This window comes from Actinocorallia aurea, assembly GCF_054783995.1.
On the sequence record NZ_BAAGPQ010000012.1, the window covers coordinates 814,861 to 836,945 of the forward strand.

The 22,085-nt window shown below is 72.2% G+C and carries 22 protein-coding genes and 1 tRNA gene; 14 read left to right on the forward strand and 9 right to left on the reverse strand.

The window, feature by feature from the left end; all coding sequences use genetic code 11:
- Positions 1 to 29: 29 nt before the first annotated feature.
- The 5 genes from ACYVOM_RS16350 to ACYVOM_RS16370 are packed head-to-tail and all read left to right on the forward strand — an operon-like array spanning position 30 to position 4,363.
- Positions 30 to 803, forward strand: coding sequence for an SDR family oxidoreductase (locus ACYVOM_RS16350; protein WP_460304218.1), 774 nt, complete (start codon positions 30 to 32; stop codon positions 801 to 803).
- Between the two features lie 26 nt (positions 804 to 829).
- Positions 830 to 1,585 carry a 3-oxoacyl-ACP reductase FabG gene (gene fabG / locus ACYVOM_RS16355; protein WP_460304219.1) on the forward strand — a complete coding sequence of 252 codons (756 nt, stop codon included), beginning with the start codon at positions 830 to 832 and terminating at the stop codon, positions 1,583 to 1,585.
- 4 nt (positions 1,586 to 1,589) lie between these two features.
- A complete protein-coding gene (locus tag ACYVOM_RS16360; RefSeq protein WP_460304220.1) occupies positions 1,590 to 2,042 on the forward strand; it encodes a MaoC family dehydratase in 453 nt (150 codons plus the stop codon).
- A 27-nt stretch (positions 2,043 to 2,069) separates the two neighbouring features.
- On the forward strand, positions 2,070 to 3,260 hold the full coding sequence (locus tag ACYVOM_RS16365; RefSeq protein WP_460304221.1) for an acyl-CoA dehydrogenase family protein: 1,191 nt from the start codon (positions 2,070 to 2,072) through the stop codon (positions 3,258 to 3,260).
- Positions 3,257 to 4,363, forward strand: coding sequence for an acyl-CoA dehydrogenase family protein (locus ACYVOM_RS16370; protein WP_460304222.1), 1,107 nt, complete (start codon positions 3,257 to 3,259; stop codon positions 4,361 to 4,363). Before ACYVOM_RS16365 ends, ACYVOM_RS16370 begins: the two co-directional genes overlap by 4 nt.
- A gap of 55 nt (positions 4,364 to 4,418) precedes the next feature.
- Here the strand turns inward: ACYVOM_RS16370 and ACYVOM_RS16375 are convergent, their stop codons facing one another.
- The 3 genes from ACYVOM_RS16375 to ACYVOM_RS16385 form a co-directional block, all read right to left on the reverse strand.
- The gene (locus tag ACYVOM_RS16375; protein ID WP_460304223.1) at positions 4,419 to 4,943 is read right to left on the reverse strand and encodes a hypothetical protein; all 525 of its coding nucleotides are present in this window, start codon (positions 4,941 to 4,943) and stop codon (positions 4,419 to 4,421) included.
- Between the two features lie 274 nt (positions 4,944 to 5,217).
- Positions 5,218 to 5,289: transfer RNA gene (locus ACYVOM_RS16380), tRNA-Gly, on the reverse strand.
- 104 nt (positions 5,290 to 5,393) lie between these two features.
- The gene (locus ACYVOM_RS16385; RefSeq protein ID WP_460304224.1) at positions 5,394 to 6,011 is read right to left on the reverse strand and encodes a TetR/AcrR family transcriptional regulator; all 618 of its coding nucleotides are present in this window, start codon (positions 6,009 to 6,011) and stop codon (positions 5,394 to 5,396) included.
- Between the two features lie 249 nt (positions 6,012 to 6,260).
- Between ACYVOM_RS16385 and ACYVOM_RS16390 the strand changes: the two genes are divergently transcribed.
- The 9 genes from ACYVOM_RS16390 to ACYVOM_RS16430 are packed head-to-tail and all read left to right on the forward strand — an operon-like array spanning position 6,261 to position 15,259.
- A complete protein-coding gene (locus ACYVOM_RS16390; RefSeq protein ID WP_460304225.1) occupies positions 6,261 to 7,079 on the forward strand; it encodes an MlaE family ABC transporter permease in 819 nt (272 codons plus the stop codon).
- Positions 7,079 to 7,942 carry an ABC transporter permease gene (locus tag ACYVOM_RS16395; RefSeq protein ID WP_460304226.1) on the forward strand — a complete coding sequence of 288 codons (864 nt, stop codon included), beginning with the start codon at positions 7,079 to 7,081 and terminating at the stop codon, positions 7,940 to 7,942. The genes ACYVOM_RS16390 and ACYVOM_RS16395 overlap by 1 nt, the downstream gene beginning before the upstream one ends.
- Positions 7,939 to 8,943 carry an MlaD family protein gene (locus ACYVOM_RS16400; protein WP_460304227.1) on the forward strand — a complete coding sequence of 335 codons (1,005 nt, stop codon included), beginning with the start codon at positions 7,939 to 7,941 and terminating at the stop codon, positions 8,941 to 8,943. The genes ACYVOM_RS16395 and ACYVOM_RS16400 overlap by 4 nt, the downstream gene beginning before the upstream one ends.
- 1 nt (position 8,944) lies before the next feature.
- A complete protein-coding gene (locus ACYVOM_RS16405) occupies positions 8,945 to 10,042 on the forward strand; it encodes an MCE family protein (RefSeq protein ID WP_460304228.1) in 1,098 nt (365 codons plus the stop codon).
- Positions 10,042 to 11,058 (forward strand): MlaD family protein, encoded by a 1,017-nt coding sequence (locus ACYVOM_RS16410; RefSeq protein ID WP_460304229.1) that lies wholly within the window; start codon positions 10,042 to 10,044, stop codon positions 11,056 to 11,058. Before ACYVOM_RS16405 ends, ACYVOM_RS16410 begins: the two co-directional genes overlap by 1 nt.
- On the forward strand, positions 11,055 to 12,104 hold the full coding sequence (locus ACYVOM_RS16415) for an MCE family protein (RefSeq protein ID WP_460304230.1): 1,050 nt from the start codon (positions 11,055 to 11,057) through the stop codon (positions 12,102 to 12,104). Before ACYVOM_RS16410 ends, ACYVOM_RS16415 begins: the two co-directional genes overlap by 4 nt.
- Positions 12,101 to 13,096 carry an MCE family protein gene (locus tag ACYVOM_RS16420; RefSeq protein ID WP_460304231.1) on the forward strand — a complete coding sequence of 332 codons (996 nt, stop codon included), beginning with the start codon at positions 12,101 to 12,103 and terminating at the stop codon, positions 13,094 to 13,096. The genes ACYVOM_RS16415 and ACYVOM_RS16420 overlap by 4 nt, the downstream gene beginning before the upstream one ends.
- A 7-nt stretch (positions 13,097 to 13,103) precedes the next feature.
- Positions 13,104 to 14,396, forward strand: a complete 1,293-nt coding sequence (locus ACYVOM_RS16425) for an MCE family protein (RefSeq protein WP_460304232.1) — start codon at positions 13,104 to 13,106, stop codon at positions 14,394 to 14,396.
- Entirely contained in the window at positions 14,396 to 15,259 is an 864-nt protein-coding gene (locus ACYVOM_RS16430) for a hypothetical protein (protein ID WP_460304233.1), read from the forward strand. Before ACYVOM_RS16425 ends, ACYVOM_RS16430 begins: the two co-directional genes overlap by 1 nt.
- A 133-nt stretch (positions 15,260 to 15,392) precedes the next feature.
- Here ACYVOM_RS16430 and ACYVOM_RS16435 read toward each other — a convergent pair whose 3' ends face one another.
- The 6 genes from ACYVOM_RS16435 to ACYVOM_RS16460 all read right to left on the reverse strand — a co-directional run bounded on the left by ACYVOM_RS16435 (position 15,393) and on the right by ACYVOM_RS16460 (position 21,933).
- Positions 15,393 to 16,454, reverse strand: coding sequence for an XdhC family protein (locus ACYVOM_RS16435; RefSeq protein WP_460304234.1), 1,062 nt, complete (start codon positions 16,452 to 16,454; stop codon positions 15,393 to 15,395).
- A gap of 68 nt (positions 16,455 to 16,522) precedes the next feature.
- Complete coding sequence (locus tag ACYVOM_RS16440; protein WP_460304235.1) at positions 16,523 to 17,359, reverse strand: mycofactocin-coupled SDR family oxidoreductase; 837 nt, start codon at positions 17,357 to 17,359, stop codon at positions 16,523 to 16,525.
- A 118-nt stretch (positions 17,360 to 17,477) separates the two neighbouring features.
- A complete protein-coding gene (locus tag ACYVOM_RS16445) occupies positions 17,478 to 18,131 on the reverse strand; it encodes an SRPBCC family protein (RefSeq protein ID WP_460304236.1) in 654 nt (217 codons plus the stop codon).
- Positions 18,128 to 18,619 carry a (2Fe-2S)-binding protein gene (locus ACYVOM_RS16450; protein ID WP_460304237.1) on the reverse strand — a complete coding sequence of 164 codons (492 nt, stop codon included), beginning with the start codon at positions 18,617 to 18,619 and terminating at the stop codon, positions 18,128 to 18,130. Before ACYVOM_RS16450 ends, ACYVOM_RS16445 begins: the two co-directional genes overlap by 4 nt.
- On the reverse strand, positions 18,612 to 19,505 hold the full coding sequence (locus ACYVOM_RS16455) for an FAD binding domain-containing protein (RefSeq protein WP_460304238.1): 894 nt from the start codon (positions 19,503 to 19,505) through the stop codon (positions 18,612 to 18,614). Before ACYVOM_RS16455 ends, ACYVOM_RS16450 begins: the two co-directional genes overlap by 8 nt.
- 34 nt (positions 19,506 to 19,539) lie before the next feature.
- Positions 19,540 to 21,933 carry a xanthine dehydrogenase family protein molybdopterin-binding subunit gene (locus ACYVOM_RS16460; RefSeq protein ID WP_460304239.1) on the reverse strand — a complete coding sequence of 798 codons (2,394 nt, stop codon included), beginning with the start codon at positions 21,931 to 21,933 and terminating at the stop codon, positions 19,540 to 19,542.
- Positions 21,934 to 22,085: the final 152 nt, after the last annotated feature.

Here is a 22,085-nt window from a genome sequence, read left to right on the forward strand (position 1 = left end):
GCTTAGTAACCTCGCCGCACGGAAGTGACATGACCCCGAGATCCGCACCGGCCCCGAGATTCACCGGAAGCACCGCGATCGTCACCGGCGCCAGCCGGGGCATCGGCCTCGCCATCGCGACGAGGATCGTCGCCGAGGGCGGGAAGGTCGTGATCACCGCCCGCAAGAAGGACGCGCTCGACGAGGCCGTCGCCGCACTCGGCGGCCCGGAGCACGCCCTGGGCGTCCCCGGCCACGCCGACGACCCCGCGCACCAGGCCGAGACCGTCCGGCTCGCGATCGACACCTTCGGCAGCGCCGACCTCCTGGTCAACAACACGGGCATCAACCCCGCGTACGGCCCCCTGCTCGACCTCGACCTCGGCGCGGCCCGCAAGACCTTCGAGGTCAACTGCCTCGCGACGCTCTCGTGGGTCCAGCACGCCCACCGGGGCTGGATGGCCGAGCACGGCGGCTCGATCGTCAACGTCACCTCGGTGGCGGGGCTCAAGCCGTCGCCCGGCATCGGGTTCTACGGCGCGACCAAGGCGATGCTCGGCCGCCTCACCCAGGAGCTCGCCGTCGAACTCGGCCCGGACGTGCGCGTCAACGCCGTCGCCCCCGCCGTGGTGAAGACGAAGTTCGCGACCGCGCTGTACGAGGGCCGCGAGGACGAGGTGGCCGCGCCCTACCCGCTGAAGCGCCTCGGGGTGCCCGACGACATCGGCGGCGCCGTCGCCTTCCTGCTGTCGCCCGACGCGGCCTGGCTGACCGGCCAGACCCTCGTCGTGGACGGCGGCCTGACCCTGACCGGCGGCCTGTGACCGCCGCTCGCCCTGAAGGAGGAGCAATGAGCACTGAGCGGACCGCGATCGTCACCGGGGCCGCGCGCGGCATCGGCGCGGGCGTCGCACGGAGGCTGGCCGCCGACGGGTTCGCCGTCGCCGTCGTCGACCTCGACGAGGCGGCCTGCAAGCCCGTCGTCGAGGCGATCGAGGCGGCCGGAGGCCGGGCCCTGGCCGTCGGGATCGACGTCGCCGACGAGCAGGCCGTCGCAGCCGGGGTCGCGCGGATCGCCGCCGAACTCGGCGCGCCGACCGTGCTGGTGAACAACGCGGGCATCATCCGCGACAACCTGCTGTTCAAGATGAGCGCCGGAGACTGGGACGCCGTCATGAACGTCCACCTGCGCGGCGCGTTCCTCATGACGCGGGCCGTCCAGGCGCACATGACGCAGGCGGGCTGGGGCCGGATCGTCAACCTGTCCAGCACCTCGGCGCTCGGCAACCGCGGCCAGGCCAACTACTCCGCGGCCAAGGCGGGCGTCCAGGGCCTCACCAAGACCCTCGCGCTGGAACTCGGCAGGTTCGGGGTGACGGCCAACGCGATCGCCCCCGGCTTCATCGCCACCGAGATGACCGAGGAGACCGCGCGGCGCATCGGCGTCCCCTTCGAGGACTTCAAGGCGGGCGCGGCCAAGCAGATCCCGGTCGGGCGCACCGGCGTCCCGGACGACATCGCGCACGCCGTCTCGTTCTTCGCGAGCGAGGGCGCCGGATTCGTCTCCGGCCAGGTCCTGTACGTCGCCGGCGGACCGAAGGACTGAGCGGATGAAGACCTTCCACGGCATCGAGGAACTGCGCGCCGCCGTCGGCACCCACCTCGGGTACTCCGACTGGCAGACCATCACCCAGAAGCAGATCGACACGTTCGCCGAGGCGACCGGCGACCACCAGTGGATCCACACCGACCCGGCGCGGGCCGCGGCCGGGCCGTTCGGCACGACCATCGCGCACGGCTACCTGACGCTGTCGCTGCTGCCGATGCTCGCCGGGAGCGTCTACCGCGTCGAGGGGATCTCCATGGGCGTCAACTACGGCGCCGACAAGCTGCGGTTCCCCGCGCCCGTTCCGGTGGACTCCCGGGTGCGGGCGGGCGTGGAACTGCTCTCCCTGGAGCCCGGCGGCGGCGGATTCCGGCTGACCGCCCGGGTGACCGTCGAGCGCGAAGGCGGCGGCAAGCCCGTCTGCGTCGTCGACTCCGTCAGCGTCCTGGTGCCCTGATCCCCCACCCGTAGAGGAAGTAGAAGGATGTCCGACGAGACAGCGCGCGAGGACCTGCGGCGGAGGGTCGCCGAGTTCCTCGCCGAGCACGACCCGGCGACGAGCGAGCCGCTGGAGTTCCTGCGCGCCCGCTTCGACGCGGGCCTGGCCTGGGTGCACTACCCGGTCGGCGCCGGCGGCCTCGGCCTGCCGCAGAGCCTGCACGCCGACGTGGAGCGGCAGTTCGCCCGCGCGGGAGCGCCCGGGAACAACGCCCGCGGCAACGGCATCGGCCTCGGCATGGCCGCGCCCACGATCCTCGCCTACGGCACGCCCGAGCAGCGCGAGCGGTTCCTGCGCCCGCTGTGGACGGGCGAGGAGATCTGGTGCCAGCTGTTCAGCGAGCCCGGCGCGGGCTCCGACCTCGCCGCGATCGCGACGCGCGCCGTCCGCGACGGCGACGGCTGGGTCGTCAACGGCCAGAAGGTCTGGACGTCGAACGCGCACAACGCCAGGTTCGGCATCCTGGTCGCCCGGACGAACCCGGACATCCCCAAGCACCGGGGCCTGACCTACTTCCTGTGCGACATGACCGACCCCGGCATCGAGGTCCGCCCGCTCCGGCAGATCACCGGCGAGGCCGAGTTCAACGAGGTCTTCCTCAGCGACGTCCGCATCCCCGACGCCCAGCGGCTCGGCGAGGAGGGCGAAGGCTGGAAGGTCGCCAACGCCACCCTCAACAACGAGCGGGTCGCCATCGGCAGCGGCGGCGCGCCCCGCGGCGGCGGCATGATCGGCGTCGTCGCGCAGACCTGGCGCGACCACCCCGAGCGGCGCACCCACGAGCTGCACGACCGGCTCCTGAAGCTGTGGGTGGAGGCCGAGGTCGCCCGGATCACCGGGTCGCGGCTGCGGCAGAAGCTCAAGCAGGGGCAGCCCGGCCCCGAGGGCTCGGCGATGAAGCTGACTTTCGCGCGCCTCAACCAGCAGCTGTCCGGCCTGGAGATCGAGCTGCTCGGCGAGGACGGCCTGCGCTACTCCGACTGGACGCTGGTGCGCCCCGACGGCGTCGACTTCACCGGCCGCGACGCCGGCTACCGGTACCTGCGCGCCAAGGGCAACTCCATCGAGGGCGGCACCTCGGAGATCCTGCGCAACATCGTCGCCGAACGCGTCCTCGGGCTGCCCGGCGAGCACCGCGTCGACAAGGACATCCCCTGGAAGGACACCGCGAAGTGAGCGACCTCGAACTGCTCTACACCGACGTCGAGGACGATCTGCGCGCCTCCGTCCAGGCCCTCCTCGCCGACCGGTGCGACCCCGCGTCCGTCGCGGCGCTCTACGACGGGGACCGGACGGTCGTCGCCGGGCTGTGGAAGGCCCTCGCGGTCGACCTCGGGCTGGCCGGGCTGCTCGTGCCCGAGGAGCACGGCGGCGCGGGCGCGTCGGCCCGTGAGGCGGGGGTGGTGCTGGAGGAACTCGGCAGGTACGCCGCGCCGGTGCCGTTCCTGACCAGCGCCGTCGTCGCGACGGTCCTGCTCGCCGAGACCGGTGGACCGCTCCTCGCGGCGCTGGCGTCGGGTGAGAAGACCGCGGCCCTGGCCGTCCCGCTCTCGACGGCCCCGCACGCGCCGGTGCCCGCGACGGCGTGGCTGGAGCCTGACGCGCATCTGCACGGGACCGTCAGCAGCGTCGCCGGAGCGCTGGAAGCCGACGTGCTCCTCACGCCGGTCCGCAACGGCGACGCGATCGCCGTCTACGCCGTCCCGGCCGCCGACGTCACCCGCGTTCCCGTGGTCTCCCTCGACATGACCCGGCAGCTCGCCGACGTCCGCCTCGACGGGGCCGCCGGCGAACTCGTCCTCGCCGACGGGGAGGCCGCGATCCGGCGGGCGCTGCTCGCCGGGGCCGCGCTGCTGGCCTCGGAGCAGGCGGGCCTGGCCCAGTGGTGCCTGCGCTCGACGATCGCCTACCTGAAGGAGCGCCGCCAGTTCGGCCGCGTCGTCGGCGGCTTCCAGGCGCTCAAGCACCGCCTCGCCGACCTGTTCACCGACGTGGAGTCGGCGAGCGCCGCCGCCCGCTACGCCGCCGCCTCCCTGGCGGCCGACGCCCCCGACACGGGCCTCGCGACCGCCGTCGCCCAGTCCTACACCTCCGACCTCGCCGTCCGCGCCGCGGAAGAGGCCGTCCAGCTGCACGGCGGCATCGGTATGACCTGGGAGCATCCCGCCCACCTCTACCTCAAGCGGGCCAAGTCCTCCCAGATCGCCTTCGGCACCCCCGGCGCCCATCGCGCCCACCTCGCCGAACTGGCCGACCTCCCGGCTCCGGGCACCCCCTGAGCCGGGCCCCCGCACACCCCCGCCGCGCCAAGGCGCGAGGCCGGCGGGGGTGTGCTCACTCCTCCCGGAGAACCGCTCCCACGCCCTCTGCCGCGTGGTCCCGAGCGCTTCGCCGACCCGCCGCCTTGCGGCGCTCTCGGACGCGGGAGCGGGCGCAGAGCCAGATGACGGGGATGTGGGCGAGGAGGGCCGCGTAGGCGACGGCATCCGAGGTGACGAAGGACTCGCCCTGCTCGCCGCCGAGTCGGGCCAGCAGGTTCGGCGCCGCGACGAGGACGGTGCCGGAGAGGGCGAGGGTCGCGAGGACGCCGATCGTGCCGGGGAGGAAGGTCTCGCCCGCGAAGATGAAGATCACGATCGGGTGCACCAGAAGCAGGACCAGGAAGGCAGTGACGCTCAGCGGCTCGCCGGGGTCGCCCATCCGCTCCCCGACGCCGATGAGGAGGAAGGCGACCGAAGGGATCGCCGCGATCAGCACGCCGTAGAGCGTGATCCTCGCCGTGGTCCACTCCTTCGCCGGCCGCACCCGCACCGGCTGCACCGGTGCCTTGGCCGGCCGCCCCCGCCTGCCGCTTTTCATGGTCGCCCCCGTTTCGTCCCGTGCCGATGGTCGGGACACTACGGACGCGTGTCCTTTCCCCACCAGGGAGCGCGGTCCCCTTTCACGCCGGACGTTCTCGGCCGGGCGCCCGTGGAGAGCGGGGCCCGGCCGGGAAAGAAAGGGTGCGGGAATTTCGGGGCGTCGGCTTCTCCTTTCTCTCGCGGTCTCCCCTCGACGTGCGGTGTCGTCCGCGCCGTCAGGGACCGCCGGGCCACCCGAGGGTCGTTACTCCGCTCGGACGCGGTCCGGTTCGAGCCGCACCGGGGACTCGAACCCCGTCCTTCTGCTTGGAAGGCAGATACCTCAACCCGTCGGCTTGTGCGGCGATGCGTTGGCGCACCTTGAGAATGCACCGGCGCCGGGCGGAAAGTCATCCGAATTTCGCGGCACCGGGCCCGGCGCCATTGTCCCGCGGAGAATGCGGGCGGGTCAGGCGGGCGGGGGGACGAAGGCGGCGAGGTCGAGGCGGGGTTCGCCTTCCAGGTCGAGGAGGATCGACTCGATGAGGGTGATGGTCTCGTCGTGGCCGGTGTGGAAACCCAGGGCGCTCTCCAGGGAGAGCATGCGCGACAGGCTGGAGATGAGGACGGTCAGGACGACCGGGGAGACGGACTCGGCGAGGCCGTACCGCGGGAGGACCTCCTCCAAAGCGGCGATCTGGGCCTGCCGGAAGAGCTCTGAGTAACGGGCCATCTCCGCGCGGACGGGCTCGCTCTGCGCGGCGAGACCGGTGAACTCCATCGTGATGGCGACGGCCGCGGGGTCGGTGCTGTAGCGCCACAGGGCCCACAGCGGCTGCTCGGACGCCAGCGCGGCGGCCTGGAAGGCGAGCCCCTCTTCGGCGCGGCGGCGGAAGACCTCCAGGAGGAGGTCGTCCATCGTGCGGAAGTAGTAGTGCACGAGCTGCGGTTTCAGGCCGGCGCGGGCGGCGACCCTGCGGGAGCTGACGGCCGTGTGCCCCTCTTCGAGGAGGAGGCGTTCGGCGGCGTCGAGGAGGACTCCGCGGTTCTTCGCGTCGGGCGCGCCTATGCGGCGCGGCGATGCCATCTCGTCGACCTCCTGGGTGCGCGGTCTTCACGCCGGGTTGTGCGGTCCCACATCGTATCGTCACCCTCCGCTGTGACCTTGACCACAGGATGAGGCCGTGCTAAGCATATGCTCAGCAAGTTTGGGCACATGCCCAGCATCACTATACGGAAATTACATTCTCGTAAGACCGAAGGGCCGTTACCGGCCGTTCACCTGCACGGTCAGCCCGCACCACGCCTTCTCCCACCCCCCTGGTGAAGGAGCGACATGGCCTCACCCCCGTCCTCCCTGCCTCGTCTCCTCGGCGACAGGTTCTCCCCGCGCCGCGCGCACCGCGGCCTCACCTCGCTCGGCGAACTGTTCTCGATCGGGCTGGAAGGCCTCCGCCGCAGCTGGGACGTGCGCCGCTGGTTCTGGGAGTTCATCGAGCAGTTCGCGTTCCTCGCCCGCGTCACCACCCTGCCCGTCATCCTCGTCGCCCTGCCGCTCGGCGCGACCGTCGCGCTGCAGGTCGGGGACCTCGCCGGGCAGCTCGGCGCGCAGTCGGCGACGGGCGGCGCCGTCATCGTCGGTCTGGTCCGCGAGGTCGCGCCGATCGCCTCGGCGCTGATCATCGCCGGCGCGGGCGGCTCGGCGATGACCTCCGACATGGGCGCCCGCAACATCCGCGACGAACTCGCCGCGATGGAGGTGATGGGCATCAACCCGATCCACCGGCTGGTCACCCCGCGCATGTGGGCCTCCAGCATCGTCGCGACGATGCTGGCGTCCCTGGTCATCATGTCCGGCGCCATCGGCGGGTTCGTGTTCAACGTCCTGCTCCAGGGCGTGACGCCCGGCGCCTACTTCGACGGCGCGCTCGGCATGCTCCGCGTCTCCGACCTGTTCGTCACGCTCGCCAAAGCCTGGCTGTTCGGCATGATCGCCGCCCTGGTGGCCTGCCACAAGGGCATGAACTGCGAGAAGAGCCCCGTCGGGGTGGGCCGCGCGGTGAACCAGGCGACCGTCGTCGCGTTCATGCTCGTCTTCGCCTTCAACTACATCATCACCACCATCTACTTCCTCGCGTTCCCGCCGGAGACCTGATGCTCATCGACGCACAGCGCACCGCGGCGGTCCGGGCGATCCGGGTCTCGGCCTCCCTCGCGCACCGCACGGCCTCCCTCGCGGAATGGCCCCTCTTCTTCCTCAAGGTCGTCTTCTACTCGCTGCGCGACGTCGTCCTGCGGCTGCGGTACGGCAAGACGGTCCTGCTCCAGATCAGCGACATCGTCATCGGCGTCGGCGCGACGGTCGTCGGCGGCGGCATGATCTTCGTGATCTTCATCATGTCGCTGTTCCTCGGCACCGAGGTGGGGCTCCAGGTCTACACCGGGCTCCAGGTCATCGGCGCCGAGTCGTTCATGGGCCTCGTCGGCGCGTTCGTCAACGTGCGCGAGACGACGCCGATCATCGCCGCGATCGCGCTCGCCGCCCAGTGCGGGTCGTCGTTCACCGCGGAGCTCGGCGCGATGCGCATCTCCGAGGAGATCGACGCTCTGGAGGTGATGGGCATCAACTCGTTCGTCTACCTCATCTGCACCCGGGTCGTCGCGGCGCTCGTCGCGCTCGTGCCGCTGTACCTCATCGCGCTGTTCGCCAGCATCTACGCGACGCGGACGATCAGCACCCAGTTCTTCGGGCTGGCACCCGGCGTCTTCGACTACTACTTCTACCTCTACCTGCCGCCGCGCGACCTCTTCTACAGCGCCGCCAAGGTGGCGGTCTTCGCCTTCGCCGTGGTCACCATCCACTGCTACTACGGCTACCACGCGAGCGGCGGCCCGGTGGGCGTCGGACGGGCGGCGGGCCGGGCCATCCGCCTGTCCATCGTCTCCATCGTGACCCTCAACCTTCTGCTCTCGTACGTGTTCTGGGGGCAGGGCGGCACAGTGAGGCTCGCCGGATGAGCGGGGCACTGTCGGAGGCCCGCCGGATCGCGGTCACCCTGGCGACGGCGCTCGTGCTGGCCGTCCTCGGCTACCTCGTCGTGGAGAAGCCCTTCGCGGCCGAAGGCAGGCTGCTCACCGCCGACTTCGGCTCGGCCGGGCAGGGGCTCACCACGTCGTCGCCGGTGAAGATGCGCGGCGTGACCGTCGGCCGCATCAGCACGATCGAGCTGTCCCCCGACGGCGGCGCCCGGCTGACGCTGCGGATCGACGAGCACGTCACGGTGCCCGACACCGCGGTGGCGTCGCTGGAGCCCGAGTCGATGTTCGGCCCGAAGTTCGTGAACCTCATCCCCGGCGAGCACGAGGCCGCGGGCCCGTTCCTCGGCGACGGGGCGGTGATCACCCGGACGTCCGACAGCCTCGACCTCACCTCGCTGCTCGGCGAGGCCGACGCCGCCGTCGGCGCGCTGGACCCCGAGCAGGTGACGATCATCGTGGACGCGCTCGCGCAGGGCCTCGGCGGCGCCGGCCCGAACCTCGCGGGCCTGCTGGACAGCACCGAGATCCTCCTCGGCGTCGCCTACGACCAGCGCGGCAGGACCGAGACGCTCCTCGCCGACCTGGCCCGGCTCGCCCGCCTGCGCGGCATCGGCGAGGACACCGCCACGGTCGTCACGAACGCGACGGCGCTCATGGAGACCCTGACCTCGGGCGAGGACCGGGGTCTGAAGACCGCCGCGGGCTTCTCGCAGCTCGCCGGACTCCTCGGCCCCGGCCTGGAGAACCATGAGGCGGACCTGAGGGCGGCGTTCCGCTCCGGCGAGCACGCCACCGCCTTCCTCGACCACGTGCTGCCCATCGCGGGCGGCGGGGTGCGCACCGTCATCGACCTGCTGTGGGTGTTCAGGGCGATCAGCTGGGCGCCCGGCCCCCAGGGCAGGCACCTGCTCTCGGCGGAGATCCTGCTGCCCACCGACCCGTGCGAGCTCATCGTCGGCATCTGCCCCGGAGGCGACTGACATGCGAAGCGCCCTCCCCTCCGACGCCCGGACCCGGCTGCGGGCCGGCTCGCTCGTCCAGGTCGTCGTGTTCCTCCTGGTCACCGGGGCGCTCACGTTCTTCATCTCGGTGCAGATCGTGCGCCTCGGCTTCGGCGAGACCTACACGCTGACCGCGGTGTTCGACGACGCGAGCGGCCTGCGCGGCGGCGACAAGGTGAAGATCGCGGGCACGCCCGTCGGCCAGGTCGGCGAGATCAAGGTCGTCGCCGGCAAGGCCGAGGTGCAACTGAAGGTCGAGACCGCGCACAAGGTGCCGCGCGACAGCGAGGCGGCCATCCGGTGGCGCGACGCGGTCGGCCAGCGCGTGGTCTACCTCGTCCCCGGCTCCGACGGCGCGATGCTCGAAGACGGCGACGAGATCGCCAGGACCCGCTCGGTCGTCGACGTCGGCGACCTCATCAACCGGCTCGAACCGCTCGCCCGCGGTCTGCAGCCCGACGAGGTCAACGCGATCCTCGCCGCGGTCTACACCGCCATGGACGGCACCGAGGAGGACGCCGTAGCGCTCCTGGCCAACGTCGAGCGGCTCTCCGACACCCTCGACGGCCGCAAGCAGACGCTGGAGAACCTCCTCGCCGACTTCTCCACGGTCAGCGGGGTCCTCGGCCGCCGCGACGAGCAGATCGCCCAGGCCGTCGACGACCTCGCGACGCTCACCGAGGCGTTCGCCGACAACCGCGCCCTCGTCGACGACGCGATCGAGGAACTCGCCAAGACCCTGCGCACCACCGACCGCGTGGCCGGGGACAACGCCGACGACCTCGCCGACATGCTGAGCCGGCTCAGCGCCGTCATGGACGGGACCCGGCGCAACCTCGGTCCGCTCCAGGGCCTGATGAAGACGACCGGACCGAAGTTGGAGGACATGTTCGACATGGTCAACGAGGGCAGGTTCCTGATCGGCGCGGTCCCCTGCCTGACGCTCGCGCCGGGCCCGTGCCCGTACGACGTCAAGATCACCGAGGTGCCCGAGCGCCAGAAGGGCGGCAAAACCGGCGGCAAGACGGGCGAGGAGCCTTCCGCGGTGCTGCCCGACCTCGTCACGGGAGGCTCGTGATGGCGCTCAAGTCGTTCCGCGACCGGAACCAGGCGGTCGTGGGGATCGCCTCGATGCTGGTCATCGGGCTGGCGCTCGTCGCGGTGTTCCTCACCGGCTCCACGGGCCTGCTCCACAGCCGCTACACCCTCACCGGCGTGTTCGCCGGGACGGGCGGGCTGCACGAGGGCAACGAGGTGCGGGTCGCCGGGATCAAGGTCGGCGAGGTCACCGGGGTCGAACCGGACTTCACCCAGGGGATCGTGCGGATCACCTGGAAGGTCGACAGCGCGGTGGACCTCGGCCCGCAGACGCGCGCGGAGATCAGCACCTCCAACATCCTCGGCGGCAGGTACCTGCGGCTCAGCGGCCCGGTCGCCGAGCCCTACCTGGCCGACCTCCCCGAGGACGAGCGGGCGATCCCGCAGGACCGGACGCGCCTCCCGATCACCACCGGCGACGTGATCTCCACCGGCACCAAGACGCTCGGCCAGCTCGACGCCGAACTCATCGGCGACGTCATCGACAAGCTCGGCGGGATCTCGCCGAAGACCCGCGAGCGCCTCGCCGACGCGCTGCACGGCCTCACGCAGCTCGCCGACGCGCTGGAGAACTCCGGCCCCGAGCTGAAGGAGCTCGTCAGCAGCGCCGACCGGCTCCTCGACGTCGTCACCGCCAAGGACACCCAGCTCTCCCGCCTCGCCACCGGCATCCAGGACCTGCTCGACCAGCTCCGCGACCGGGAGGCCGAACTCGCCGTGCTGTTCGGCAGCGGCAGCGGCGCCGTCACCCGGATCGCCAAGCTCATCGACACCCAGCAGCAGGCGCTCATCGACCTGATGGACGACCTCGGCGGCACCGTCGACACCCTGAAGCCGGGCCTCGACGACATGAACACCACCCTCGCCTGGCTCGGCCCCGCGATGGGCGCGTTCGCCACGATCGGCTCCTACGGGCCCTACCTGGACGCGGTCGGCACCCAGATCGGCCCGGTCGCGCCCGAGGACCTCGCCAAGCTGCTCAAGGGGCAGAAATGACCGCCCGCCGCGCGCTCACCGCCGGAGCCCTGGCGGTCGTGCTGCCCCTCGGCCTGACCTCCGGCTGCGCCCTGCCCGGCATCTCCGACGGATACCGGATGACCGTCTACTTCACGAAGTCGCCGTCACTGTACGAGCACTCCCGCGTCAAGGTGATGGGGGCGAACGTCGGCATCGTGGAGAAGATGCGGATCGACGGGCACCGGGTCCGGGTCGACCTCCTCGTCGACGGGCACGTCCCCGTCCCCGCCGACGCGTGGGCCACGATCAGCGCCGAGACCGTCATCGGCGAGCGCAGCGTCGTGCTGTACCCGCCGTGGAAGCCGGGAATGGACAAGGCCGCGCCCGGCGCGGTGATCCCGGTCGAGCGGACCGAGGCGCCCGTCGAGATCGACGAGGCGCTGCACTCCTTCACCGGCCTGACCGAGGCGCTCGACCCCGACAAGGTGCGCGGCCTCCTGCACACCGGCGCGGAACTCGTCGACGGGCGCGGCCAGGGCATCAACGACGCCCTCGCCACCACCGCGGACGTCGCCGAGGACCTCGCCGCGCAGGACGAGAAGATCGTCTCCGTCGCGACCCGGATGAAGGACCTCGCCGAGCGGCTGAACAAGCGCGACGCGAAGCTGCGCGCCCTCATCGACGCGTTCAGCGACACGAGCGGGCAGCTCGCCTCCGAGCGGACCCGGCTGAAGAACCTCCTGGTCGGGCTGGAGGCCCTCATCCGCAAGGGCGAGGTCATCGTCAAGGCCTACCGGGAGGACCTGCCGGAGACGATGGCCGAGACGTCGTCGCTGGTGATGACGCTCAAGGCCAACAGCGCGTCGCTGGCGCAGGGGATCGTCGGCCTGGCCGGGGTCACCGACGCGATCAGCGGCGCGTGGCGGCCGGACCTCGACGCGATCAAGATCCGGGTCCATCTGAACGCCACCCTGCGGATCTGGCTCCAGCCGATCTTCGACGCGATGAACTGGGGCGAGGTGCCGTGCCTGGACCAGCCGATCGGGAACTGCCCGGACGCCGTCGAGCGGAAGGCCGGATCGTGAGGCGCGCGACCGCCGCGGTGCTCGTCGTGGTCTCGGTCTCGGGCTGCTCGCTCCAGACCCTCGGCGCGCCCAGGGGCGACCTGACCCTGTACGCGGTGTTCGACGACGTGCAGAACCTGGTTCCCGGGCACGGCGTGCAGATGTTCGACGTGCGGGTCGGCTCCGTCACCGCGGTCGTCCTGCAGGGCTACCGGTCGAAGGTGACGCTGTCGCTCGTGGACGGCACCCGCGTCCCCGTCGGGACCGCGGCGACGATCGCCAAGACGAGCCTGCTGGGCGAGAACTACGTCAAGCTCACCCCGCCCGAGGGATCGGTGCCCAGGACGGCGCAGCCGGTCGCGTCCGGGGCGGAGCTGACGCGGACGTCGGTGGAACCCGACCTGGAACGGGTCACCGCGCGGGTCGGACCCGTGCTCGCGGCGCTCGGCGGCGAGGACCTGGAGGACATCGTCGCGAGCCTCGCGACCGGCCTCGACGGGGCGGGACCCCGGCTCCAGAAGATCATCCGGGAGGCGTCGGCGGTGTCGGAGAGCTACGCCGACGCCGGCGAGGACCTGCGCGACCTCGTCGACGGGCTGAACCGGCTGGGCGCGGCCCTCGCCGGCGGCGCGCCTGAACTGGCGAAACTCCCGGACGACCTTGTGGAGATGACCGCGCGGGTCAAGAAGGACCGCAAGGAGCTCAAGCAGACGCTCGCCGACCTGACCTCGCTCGCCCAGACCGCGAACGGGATCATCCGCGAGGAGCACGGCGCCCGGCTGCACACCCTGCTGAAGCGGCTCGACCGCGTCCTGCGGGCCGTGCTGCGCGGCAAGGAGGACCTCAAGACCGTGACCGGTGACCTGCTGGAGAAGTTGATGAAGGCCCCGCGCGTCACCCACGAAGGGCAGGCCCTGGCCTACGCCTACCTCGCCGGGTTCCTGCCTTCGCAGAAGAAGGCGCCGGAACGCGACTTCACCGCCCAGCTCAAGCAGCTCCTCGGACCGCAGTGAGGCCGCGATGAGACCCCGCATCCTTGTGAACCTCGCCGTCTTCGCGGCGCTGGCGGCCGTCATGATCGCTTGGGCGGTGCTGACGCTGCTGCCGCTCCGGTTCGGCGCGCCCGCGCTGCGGGTGGAGGCCGAGTTCGCCTCCTCCCCCGGGCTGCGCGACGGGCTGGAGGTCGACTACCTGGGCGTGCGCGTCGGCAGCATCGAGAAGGTGCGGCTGGAGCCCGGCAAGGTCGGCGTCACGCTCCTGCTGGACACCGGGCCGGAGCTGCCCGCCGGGGTGACGGCCTCGGTGCTGCGCAAGTCGGCGGTCGGCGAACCCTACGTGGAGCTGGCGCCGCCCGCGACCGAGGCCGGGCCGAGGCTCCGCGACGGCGACGTCATCCCGCTCGCGCGCACCGAGGTGACCGTCGAGTACCAGGAGCTGTTCGACAGCGCGGGCAAGATGCTGCGCTCCGTCGACCCGGACGACCTGCGCGTCATCACCCGGGAGCTGTCGACCGGCCTGTCCGGGCGCGGCCAGGACCTGCACGACGCGCTCGCCGACCTCGACCGGCTCGCCGGGACCGTCGCCGACCACGCCGGGGTGCTCGACGCCCTCGCCGTCCAGCTGACGGCCCTGGCCGGCACGCTCTCCGACGAGGGGCCGCAGCTCGCCTCCGGCATGAACGACCTGGCCGCCTTCACCGAGACGCTCGGCACCTCGCTCAAGGAGGTCGACGGGATCCTCACCCGCGCGCCCGGATTCCTGGAACAGGTCAACGGGCTGCTGGCCGACTCCCGGCCGGGCCTCCGCTGCCTGCTCATCGCGGCGGGCACACCCGGCCCCCGGGTATTCACCGCGCAGAACGCCGAGGTGCTGGAACACGGCCTGCTCAATCTGCGCGACGTGTTCCCCAAGATGGTGAACGACGTGCTCGACAACCGGCCGGAAGGCTCCTACATCAGGGCGGTCCCGCTGATCAGCGTCGCCGGACCCGTGCCGAACGCCGAGGAGTACGCCGAGTCGTTGCCGGACGCCAAGGTCCCGCCCGTCTACACCTGCCGCACCGACCAGGCCTCGGGCGCGAAGACCCCTGGGGCCTCGCCGACCGTGTCGCCCGGGTCCGGCGACGAGGTGGCCGATCCCGCTGGAACCGACCCGCACCAGGTCTTCGAGACGAACCGTCCCGAAGCCGCAGACTCCGCCCACGACCCGTCCGGATTCAAGGCCCGCTGGCTGCTCATCGCCGCGGCAGGCCTGATCCTGCTCGGCACCGCCGCCCACACCGCCCGCCAGCTCTACTCGACGAGGAGAAGATGATGAAGACGAGGACCTCCGCGGACCCCGACCTCTCCCCCGCAGGACCGGCCCCGGCGGACAGCGCCGAACCGGACGCGGCCGAGGAGACCGCCGCCGCGCCCGACGCGGCCGAGGACATCGCGGAGGAGAGCGCTCAGGCCGCGCCGGCGGAGCCGGAGTCCGCCGCGGACGTCGCCGCCGCGCCGGAGAAGGCGGCGGCCGAGAAGCGGGCCCGGGCCGCCGAGAAGGCGGCTCCGGCCAAGCCGCGCAGGGAGATCCGCCTCCGCGCGCCCGGACCGCCGTCCCGGCGGCTGACCGTCGCGCTCCTCGTCCTGGTGTTCCTCGCCGCCGTGGCGACGGCCGGGATCCAGTGGCGTTCGGCGAGCGACCTCGCCGCCCAGGACCGGGTCGAGCAGCAGGTGCGGACCCGCTCCGCCGAGTTCGCCCAGGCCCTCATGGCCTACAAGCACACCGAGATGTCGTCCGCCCAGGACCGCATCCTCGCCCTGTCGTCCGCCGACTTCGGCAGCACCTACGACACCGCCTTCGCCCCCCTGTCGGAGATCATCACCAAGTACCAGGCCGACGCCACGGTCACCATCCGCGACATCTACCTCTCCGAACTCGACGGCCAGCTCGCCAAGACCCTCGTCGTCCTCGACACCGAGGTCACCAGCACCCTGGGCGTCCGCCGCGTCCGGGGCTCCAAACTCCTCCTGGAACTCGTCAAGGAGAAGGGCACCTGGCGCGTCGACTCCATGATCACCCTCCCCGCCGACGAGGACACCCTCACCGACCCCGAGGGCAACGTGACCAGCACCTCCGACAGCGACACCGCCCTCACCGACACCACCAAGACCGACGACGAGAAGGAAACGCCCTGACCGTCCGCGGCCTGCGGTCCGCGAGCGCCCCGCACCGCAGGCCGCGGACGCCCCGGAAGTGGAAAGCCCGAAACCCCCGGGCCACCTTGGGGTTCGAGAGCCCCCCACAAGCACATCCCCGTACGGAACACCTTCAGGCCGTCGGCTGGTGGAGGGGGCCTGTCGTGGTGTGGAGGGGGGCGGCGGTCGCGTGGTGGCGGACCGCGGTGATCTCGGCGGCGATGGCGAGGGCCGTCTCCTCGGGGGTGCGGCCGCCGAGGTCGAGGCCGATCGGTGAGTGGAGGCGGGAGAGTTCGGCGGGGGTCAGGCCCGCTTCGCGGAGCCGGTTCAGGCGGTCGGCGTGCGTGCGGCGGGAGCCCATGGCGCCGACGTAGGCGACGGGGAGGCGGAGGGCCACTTCCAGGAGGGGGAGGTCGAACTTGGGGTCGTGGGTGAGGACGACGATCGCCGTGCGGGGGTCGACGGGGGCGGCGGCCAGGTAGCGGTGCGGCCAGTCGACGACGACCTCGTGGGCGTCGGGGAACCTGGCCTCGGTCGCGAAGACGGGGCGGGCGTCGCAGACCGTCACGCGGTAGCCGAGGAAGCCGCCGAGGGTCGCCATGGCCGCGGCGTGGTCGATCGCGCCGAAGACCAGGAGGCGGGGGCGGGCGGCGGAGGAGGCGACGAAGACCTCCAGGCCCGGACGGCACAGCACGCCGCGGACTCCCGTGGCGCCCAGCTCCAGCATCGCCCGCGCCTCGGCGGCGATGGCGGCGTCCGCCTCCGCGTCGCCAGTCGTGCCGAGGTGGTCGTCGGCCAAGACGGCGAGGGTCGCCCCGGAGGCGTCGAGGACGTGCGCCAGGGCGACCGGTGCGGAACCGGAGGCCGCTTCGACGATCTCGGGCCGCGGTGAAGGCTGCACGAGCACCTCGACCGTGCCCCCGCACGTCAGCCCGACGGCGAAGGCGGTCTCGTCGGCGTAGCCGAACCGTTCGCGGACCGCGGTCCCCGTCCGCAGCACTTCCCGGCACAGCTCGTACACCGCGCCCTCCACGCACCCGCCCGATACCCCGCCGACCGCTTCGCCGTCCTCGGCGACGGCCATCGCCGCGCCGGCCGGCCGCGGTGCGCTCCCGCCGGTGCCGATGACCGTGGCCAGCGCGTAACGGGTGCCGTCCCGGTGCCAGGCGAGAAGCCGTTCGGCGATCTCCCGCACCTTGCCCTCCTTCCGACCGTGCCCCCTCCCGGAAGCCGGAAGGGGGCACCGAACAAGACGTCAGCGGGTCACTTGAGCATGGCGCCCGCGTCGATCGGGAGGGTGACGCCGGTGATGTACCGGCCTTCGTCGGAGGTGAGGAAGACGATGGCGTTGCTGATGTCGACGGCCTCGACCCACGGGACGGGCAGCGCGTTCATCATCTGGGAGATCGGCGCCATGTCCTCGGCGGTCGGGTTCTCCAGGTCGGGGCGGAACATGCGGAACGTCATGTCGTTGATGAGCATCGGGGTGTTCACCTGGGTCGGGTGCACCGAGTTGACGCGGATGCTGTGCGGGGCGAGCTCGACGGCCATGGTGCGCATGAGCCCGACGACGGCGTGCTTGGTGGACACGTAGTTGGCGATGAACGGGTGGGCCTTGAGGCCGCCGACGGAACTGGTCAGCACGACCGAGCCGCCGCGCCCGCCGTCGATGATGTGCTGGACGGTGGCCCGCGCGGTGTGCCAGACGCCCGTCAGGTTGACGTCGACGGAGTCCTGCCAGTGCTTCGGCTCCATCTTCTCGACCGCGTCGCCGGAGGCGGCGAGGCCCGCGTTGGCGATGACGATGTCGAGCCTGCCGAACTGGCGGACGCCCTCGCTCGCGGCGTCGGTGAGCGCGTCGAGGTCGCGCACGTCGGCCTCGACGGCGTGGATGCGCCGGCCGAGCCCTTCGACGAGCTTGACGGTCTCCTGGAGGTCCTCCGGCGTCGACATCGCGATGGGGACGCTGTCGATCTGCTTGCAGATGTCGACGGCGATGATGTCGGCGCCCTCCTCGGCCAGCCGCACGGCGTGGCTGCGGCCCTGGCCGCGTGCCGCGCCGGTGATGAACGCGACCTTTCCTTCGTGTCGTCCGGGCATCGCTTCCTCTTTCTCTGGGGCACTTCTCGGGGGGTGGGTTCGTGCTCGGGGTGCCGTCCGGGGCTTGGGCGGGCGCGTCGCGCAGGCCCCGGACGGCGTTCGTGGCCCGCGATCTCGGTCAGGCGGAGCCGCGGGTGCGGCGGCGGCGCAGGAGGGCGATCAGCACGACGAGGACTGCCGCGGCGGCGCCGGGCGCGGCGAGGTGGCGCAGCAGCCCCGCGGAGGGCTGGAGCAGGTCGATAGGGGCGGCCACCGGGGCGGGTGGCGGCGGCAGGTCCTCCGGCGCGGCCTCGGCGGTCTCGCGCTCGGCCTCGGGTGCGGCGCTCCGCGCCTCGGCGAGGTGGGCCGCGAGGTTCGCGGCGAACTGGCCGATGAGGGAGGTCGCGACGTCGGCGAGGGTGCTGCGGCCGAACTGGGCGGGTTTGCCGGTGATGGCGAGTTCGGTGTCGATGAGCACGTCGGTGTCGTCGCCGTCGCCGGTGAGGGCGCACGTGACGGTCGCCTTGGCGGTGCCGCCGCCGCGCGTCTCCCGCCCGCTCGCCTCCAGGACGGCGACACGCGCGGCGGGATCGAGCGAGACGAACGCGACGGTGCCGCTGTAGGTGAGCCCGATCGGTCCGAGTTTGACCTTCACCTTCCCGCCGAAGGTGTCGCCCTCGTGCGAGGTGAGCTGCGCGCCGGGCACGCATGGCGCGATCCGCTCGATGTCGAGGAGCACTTTCCAGGCCTCGTCGGCGGAGACGGGGATGCGGAGGCTGTTCTGCAGTTTCATCGGGTCTCCTCGGCCGCCAGCTCGTCGGCCGCCGCCCGGACGGCCTTGAGGATGCCCTGGTAGCCCGTGCAGCGGCACAGGTTCCCGGAGAGGGCTTCGCGGATCTCGTCGTCGGAGGGGTCGGGGGTCTCTTTGAGGAACGCGGTGGCCGAGACGACGAAGCCCGGCGTGCAGAAGCCGCACTGGAGGCCGTGGTGATCGCGGAACGCGCACTGGACGGGTGAGAGGGTGCCGTCGGGGGCGGCGATCCCCTCGATGGTGGTGAGTTCGGCCCCGTCGGCCTGCGCGGCGAACATCAGGCAGGCGCGGACCGCCGCGCCGTCCATCATGACCGTGCACGAGCCGCAGACTCCGTGCTCGCAGCCCAGGTGGGTGCCGGTGAGGCCGCAGTGCTCGCGCAGGAAGTCGGCGAGGGTGAGCCGGGCGGGGACGCGCCCGCGCCGCTCCCTGCCGTTGACCCTGAGCCGGATCTCCACGACGTCAGACATCGCCCGCCTCCGCTGTGTTCGCTGCTTCCGCGGTCGCGCGCGCCCAGGCGCGCGCAACCATGACCCTGCCGATGTGCCTGCGGTAGTCGGCCGACGCGTGCAGGTCTGCGGGCACGGACTCCAGTTCCGCCAGAGCTGCCTCGGCCACCTCCTGCGCGGTGAGCGCCGCGGCGTCCTTCCCGGTGGCCTCCGCCTCGGCCGCACTCGCGCGCCGGGCGGTCGCGCCGAGCCCGAACAGCCCGATGCCGCACCGCGCGATCCGGCCGGCCGCGTCGAGTTCGACGGCGACTGCCGCGCCCGCGACGGCGAAGTCGCCGCTGCGGCGGGCGAACTCCTCGACGGCGAAGCCGCTGCGCGGGCCGCGCACGGGGAAGGTGACGCCGGTGAGCAGCTCGTCCTCTTCCAGGAGAGTGCTCCACATGCCCTGGAAGAAGTCCGCCGCGCGCAGGATGCGGGTGCCGCGCGGCGACAGGGTCTCCAGTTCGGCGTCGAGGGCGAGCGCGACGGCCGGATACTCGGCGGCCGCGTCGGCGTGCGCGAGCGAGCCGCCCAGGGTGCCCCGGTTGCGGATCTGGAAGTGCCCGATGAGCGGGGTGGCGCGGGCCAGCAGCGGCACGTCCGCGGCGACGGTCTTCGACCTGCCGACCTCGGCCTGGGTGGTGGCCGCGCCGATCCAGACGCGGTCCGCGCGCTTGTCGACGCCGCGCACGCCCGCGACGCGGCGCAGGTCGACGAGGTGGCCGAAGACCGCGAGGCGCAGCGCCAGCATCGGCACGAGGCTCTGCCCGCCCGCGATCACCTTGGCCTCGTCGCCGAGTTCGGCGAGCAGCGCGACGGCCTCCGCGCCGCTCTCGGGCGCGTGGTAGGACAGCGGCGGCGGCTTCATCCGGCCACCGCCGCGCGGCCCCGGTAGGGGTGTTTCATCTCTCTCCTGGGGTGGACGCGTCGCGGATCGCGGTGACCAGCGATTCGGGGGTGAGCGGAAGGCGGGTGAGCTTGACACCGAGCGGGGCGAGGGCGTCGGCCACGGCGTTGGCGACGGCCGGCGGCGCGCCGATCGCGCCGCCTTCGCCGACGCCCTTGTAGCCGCCGGGGCCGGGGCCCGGCGTCTCGACGTGGCCGTACTCGATGACGGGCACGTCGGTGCTGGTGGGCAGCAGGTAGTCCATGAACGTGGTGGTGACGGGGTTGCCGTCCTCGTCGTAGGCGAGGTGCTCCAGCAGCGCGCCGCCGATGCCCTGTACGGTGCCGCCGGCGATCTGGCCCTCGACGATCGTCGGGTTGATCATCGGCCCGCAGTCCTCGCTGACGATGTGGCGCAGCAGCTTGACCGCGCCGGTCTCGATGTCGACCTCGCAGGTGCACAGGTGCGTGGCGTTGGCCCAGATGACGGGGGCCTCGGCCCGGTACCGTCCGCTGGCCTCAAGGCCGGGCGTCACTCCGGGCGGCAGGGTGTCGGACTGGAAGTAGGCGATCTCGGCGATCTCGGCGAGGCTGATCTCCTTGTCGCGCTTGCCGCGCACGCCGGCCCTGCCGCGCACCATCTCGATGTCGCCGGGCGAGGCATCCAGCCTGTGCGCGGCGATCCGCGCGATCTTCTCGCGGAGGATCGCCGCGGTGACCTCGACGGCCCCCGCCGTCATCGAGCCCGACCGGCTGCCGCCCGTCCCGCCGCCGAAGGGCGTGATCGCGGTGTCGCCCTGGATCGAGCCCACGTCCTCGATGTCGACGCCGAGCGCGTCGGCGGTGAGCTGGACCGCCGCGGTCTCCAGGCTGTTGCCGGTCGATCCGCCGCTCATGTAGACGTTGACCTTGCCGGACGGCTCGATCCTGATCGTCGCGCCCTCGGTGGAGTGCAGGCCGAGATTGTCGGTGGTCGGCTCGACGTAGGTGCAGGTGCCGACGCCCAGGTAGCGGCCCTCCTCGCGGGCCTTGGCCTGCTCGGCGCGGAAGGCGTCGTAGTCGAGGATCTCCAGGGCCTGCTCGAACGTCTCCAGCGGGGTGACGTCGCTGTAGGGCATGCCGTTGTGGTTGGTGTAGGGCAGGTCCTCGCGGCGCAGCAGGTTCTTGCGGCGCAGGTCTGCGGGATCCAGGCCCATGCCCCGCGCGGCGATGTCCAGGAGCATCTCGCGGGCGACGGACTCGAACTGCCACGGCCCCCGGTAGGCGGTCCGCCCGACGGTGTTGGAGAACATCGCCCGGGTCGCGAACGTGCCCTGCGGGACGCGGTAGGGGCCGGGGAAGAGGATGCCGACGACCGCGCACGTGTTCATCGGGTACGGGATCGGATAGGCGCCGACGTCCTGCACGAAGTCGATCGCGGTCGCCAGCATGGTGCCGTCGGCGTCGAAGGCGATCCGCACGTCGGCGTGGTCGTGCCGCGCCTGCCCGGCCGACAGCAGGTTCTCGCGGCGGTCCTCGATCCACTTGAGCGGGCCCGGCGTGCGCATCGCGGCGAGCAGCACGGCCATGTCCTCGCGCTGCGGGAGCACCTTCTGGCCGAACCCGCCGCCGGTGTCGCGCATGACGACCCGGACGCGGTGCTCGTCGAGGCCGAGGAGGCGGGCGCAGAACAGGCGCAGCTCGTGCGGCGACTGGGTGGCGGCCCAGACCGTCAGCTCGCCCGTCGCGGGCTCCCACTCGGCGAGCAGGCCGCGCGTCTCGATGGGGACGGCCGCGTACGCCTGCTGGTAGATGGTCTCTCGGGCCGTGTAGGCGGCCTCCTCGAACACCGGGAAGGACTCCACGGGCAGGCCCGCCAGCTCCACCGCGACGTTGCCGGGGTAGGCGGCGTGGACGAGCTCACCCGATTCCCGCGCGGTCTTGTAGTCCACGACGGGCGGCAGCGGATCGTACTCGACGATGACGAGGTCGACGGCGTCCTCCGCGATGTACCGGTCCTCGGCGACGACGAGGGCGACGGGGTCGCCGACGAAGCGGACCTCGTCCTCGGCGAGCGGCGGCCTCGGCACGTCCTCGACCTGGCCGATGAGGGTGTACCAGGCTTCGCGGGCCGCCGGATTGAGGTCGGCCGCGGTGTAGACGGCGTGGACGCCGTCGAGGGCGAGCGCCTCCGAGGCGTCGATCGCGCCGATCCTGGCGCGGGCGAGGGGGCTGCGCACGAAGCACGCGTGGAGCTGGCCGGGCCGGGTCACGTCGTCCACGAAGGAGCCGTGGCCGGTGAGCAGCCTCCGGTCCTCCACGCGGCGGACCCGCGTGCCCGCGTACCGGCTCCCGGAGAGGGGGGCGGTGTCGGGGGCCGGGGGGCTCGGGCGTTCTTCGGTGAGCTGGTCGGCCGGACCGCTGTCGCTCACTCTTGCCTCCTTCGCTGTGCTCGTCCGGGCCAGCGGCCCGAGGGGTGCGCGAGGTGATTGCTGAGCACGCGCACAACATCGCTGAGCACATGCTTAGCATTCGCCAAAAAGGGCGTCAAGGGAGCTGCGGCGGGCAGCTGGCGAAACGCGTA

Excerpts from the sequence above, each read along its gene's own strand:
- ACYVOM_RS16350 (WP_460304218.1), top strand. The coding sequence starts at position 30 with ATGACCCCGAGATCCGCACCGGCCCCGAGATTCACCGGAAGCACCGCG.
- fabG (WP_460304219.1), top strand. The coding sequence starts at position 830 with ATGAGCACTGAGCGGACCGCGATCGTCACCGGGGCCGCGCGCGGCATC.
- ACYVOM_RS16360 (WP_460304220.1), top strand. The coding sequence starts at position 1,590 with ATGAAGACCTTCCACGGCATCGAGGAACTGCGCGCCGCCGTCGGCACC.
- ACYVOM_RS16365 (WP_460304221.1), top strand. The coding sequence starts at position 2,070 with ATGTCCGACGAGACAGCGCGCGAGGACCTGCGGCGGAGGGTCGCCGAG.
- ACYVOM_RS16375 (WP_460304223.1), bottom strand. The coding sequence starts at position 4,943 with ATGAAAAGCGGCAGGCGGGGGCGGCCGGCCAAGGCACCGGTGCAGCCG.
- ACYVOM_RS16385 (WP_460304224.1), bottom strand. The coding sequence starts at position 6,011 with ATGGCATCGCCGCGCCGCATAGGCGCGCCCGACGCGAAGAACCGCGGA.
- ACYVOM_RS16390 (WP_460304225.1), top strand. The coding sequence starts at position 6,261 with ATGGCCTCACCCCCGTCCTCCCTGCCTCGTCTCCTCGGCGACAGGTTC.
- ACYVOM_RS16395 (WP_460304226.1), top strand. The coding sequence starts at position 7,079 with ATGCTCATCGACGCACAGCGCACCGCGGCGGTCCGGGCGATCCGGGTC.
- ACYVOM_RS16400 (WP_460304227.1), top strand. The coding sequence starts at position 7,939 with ATGAGCGGGGCACTGTCGGAGGCCCGCCGGATCGCGGTCACCCTGGCG.
- ACYVOM_RS16405 (WP_460304228.1), top strand. The coding sequence starts at position 8,945 with ATGCGAAGCGCCCTCCCCTCCGACGCCCGGACCCGGCTGCGGGCCGGC.
- ACYVOM_RS16410 (WP_460304229.1), top strand. The coding sequence starts at position 10,042 with ATGGCGCTCAAGTCGTTCCGCGACCGGAACCAGGCGGTCGTGGGGATC.
- ACYVOM_RS16415 (WP_460304230.1), top strand. The coding sequence starts at position 11,055 with ATGACCGCCCGCCGCGCGCTCACCGCCGGAGCCCTGGCGGTCGTGCTG.
- ACYVOM_RS16425 (WP_460304232.1), top strand. The coding sequence starts at position 13,104 with ATGAGACCCCGCATCCTTGTGAACCTCGCCGTCTTCGCGGCGCTGGCG.
- ACYVOM_RS16430 (WP_460304233.1), top strand. The coding sequence starts at position 14,396 with ATGAAGACGAGGACCTCCGCGGACCCCGACCTCTCCCCCGCAGGACCG.
- ACYVOM_RS16440 (WP_460304235.1), bottom strand. The coding sequence starts at position 17,359 with ATGCCCGGACGACACGAAGGAAAGGTCGCGTTCATCACCGGCGCGGCA.
- ACYVOM_RS16445 (WP_460304236.1), bottom strand. The coding sequence starts at position 18,131 with ATGAAACTGCAGAACAGCCTCCGCATCCCCGTCTCCGCCGACGAGGCC.
- ACYVOM_RS16450 (WP_460304237.1), bottom strand. The coding sequence starts at position 18,619 with ATGTCTGACGTCGTGGAGATCCGGCTCAGGGTCAACGGCAGGGAGCGG.
- ACYVOM_RS16455 (WP_460304238.1), bottom strand. The coding sequence starts at position 19,505 with ATGAAGCCGCCGCCGCTGTCCTACCACGCGCCCGAGAGCGGCGCGGAG.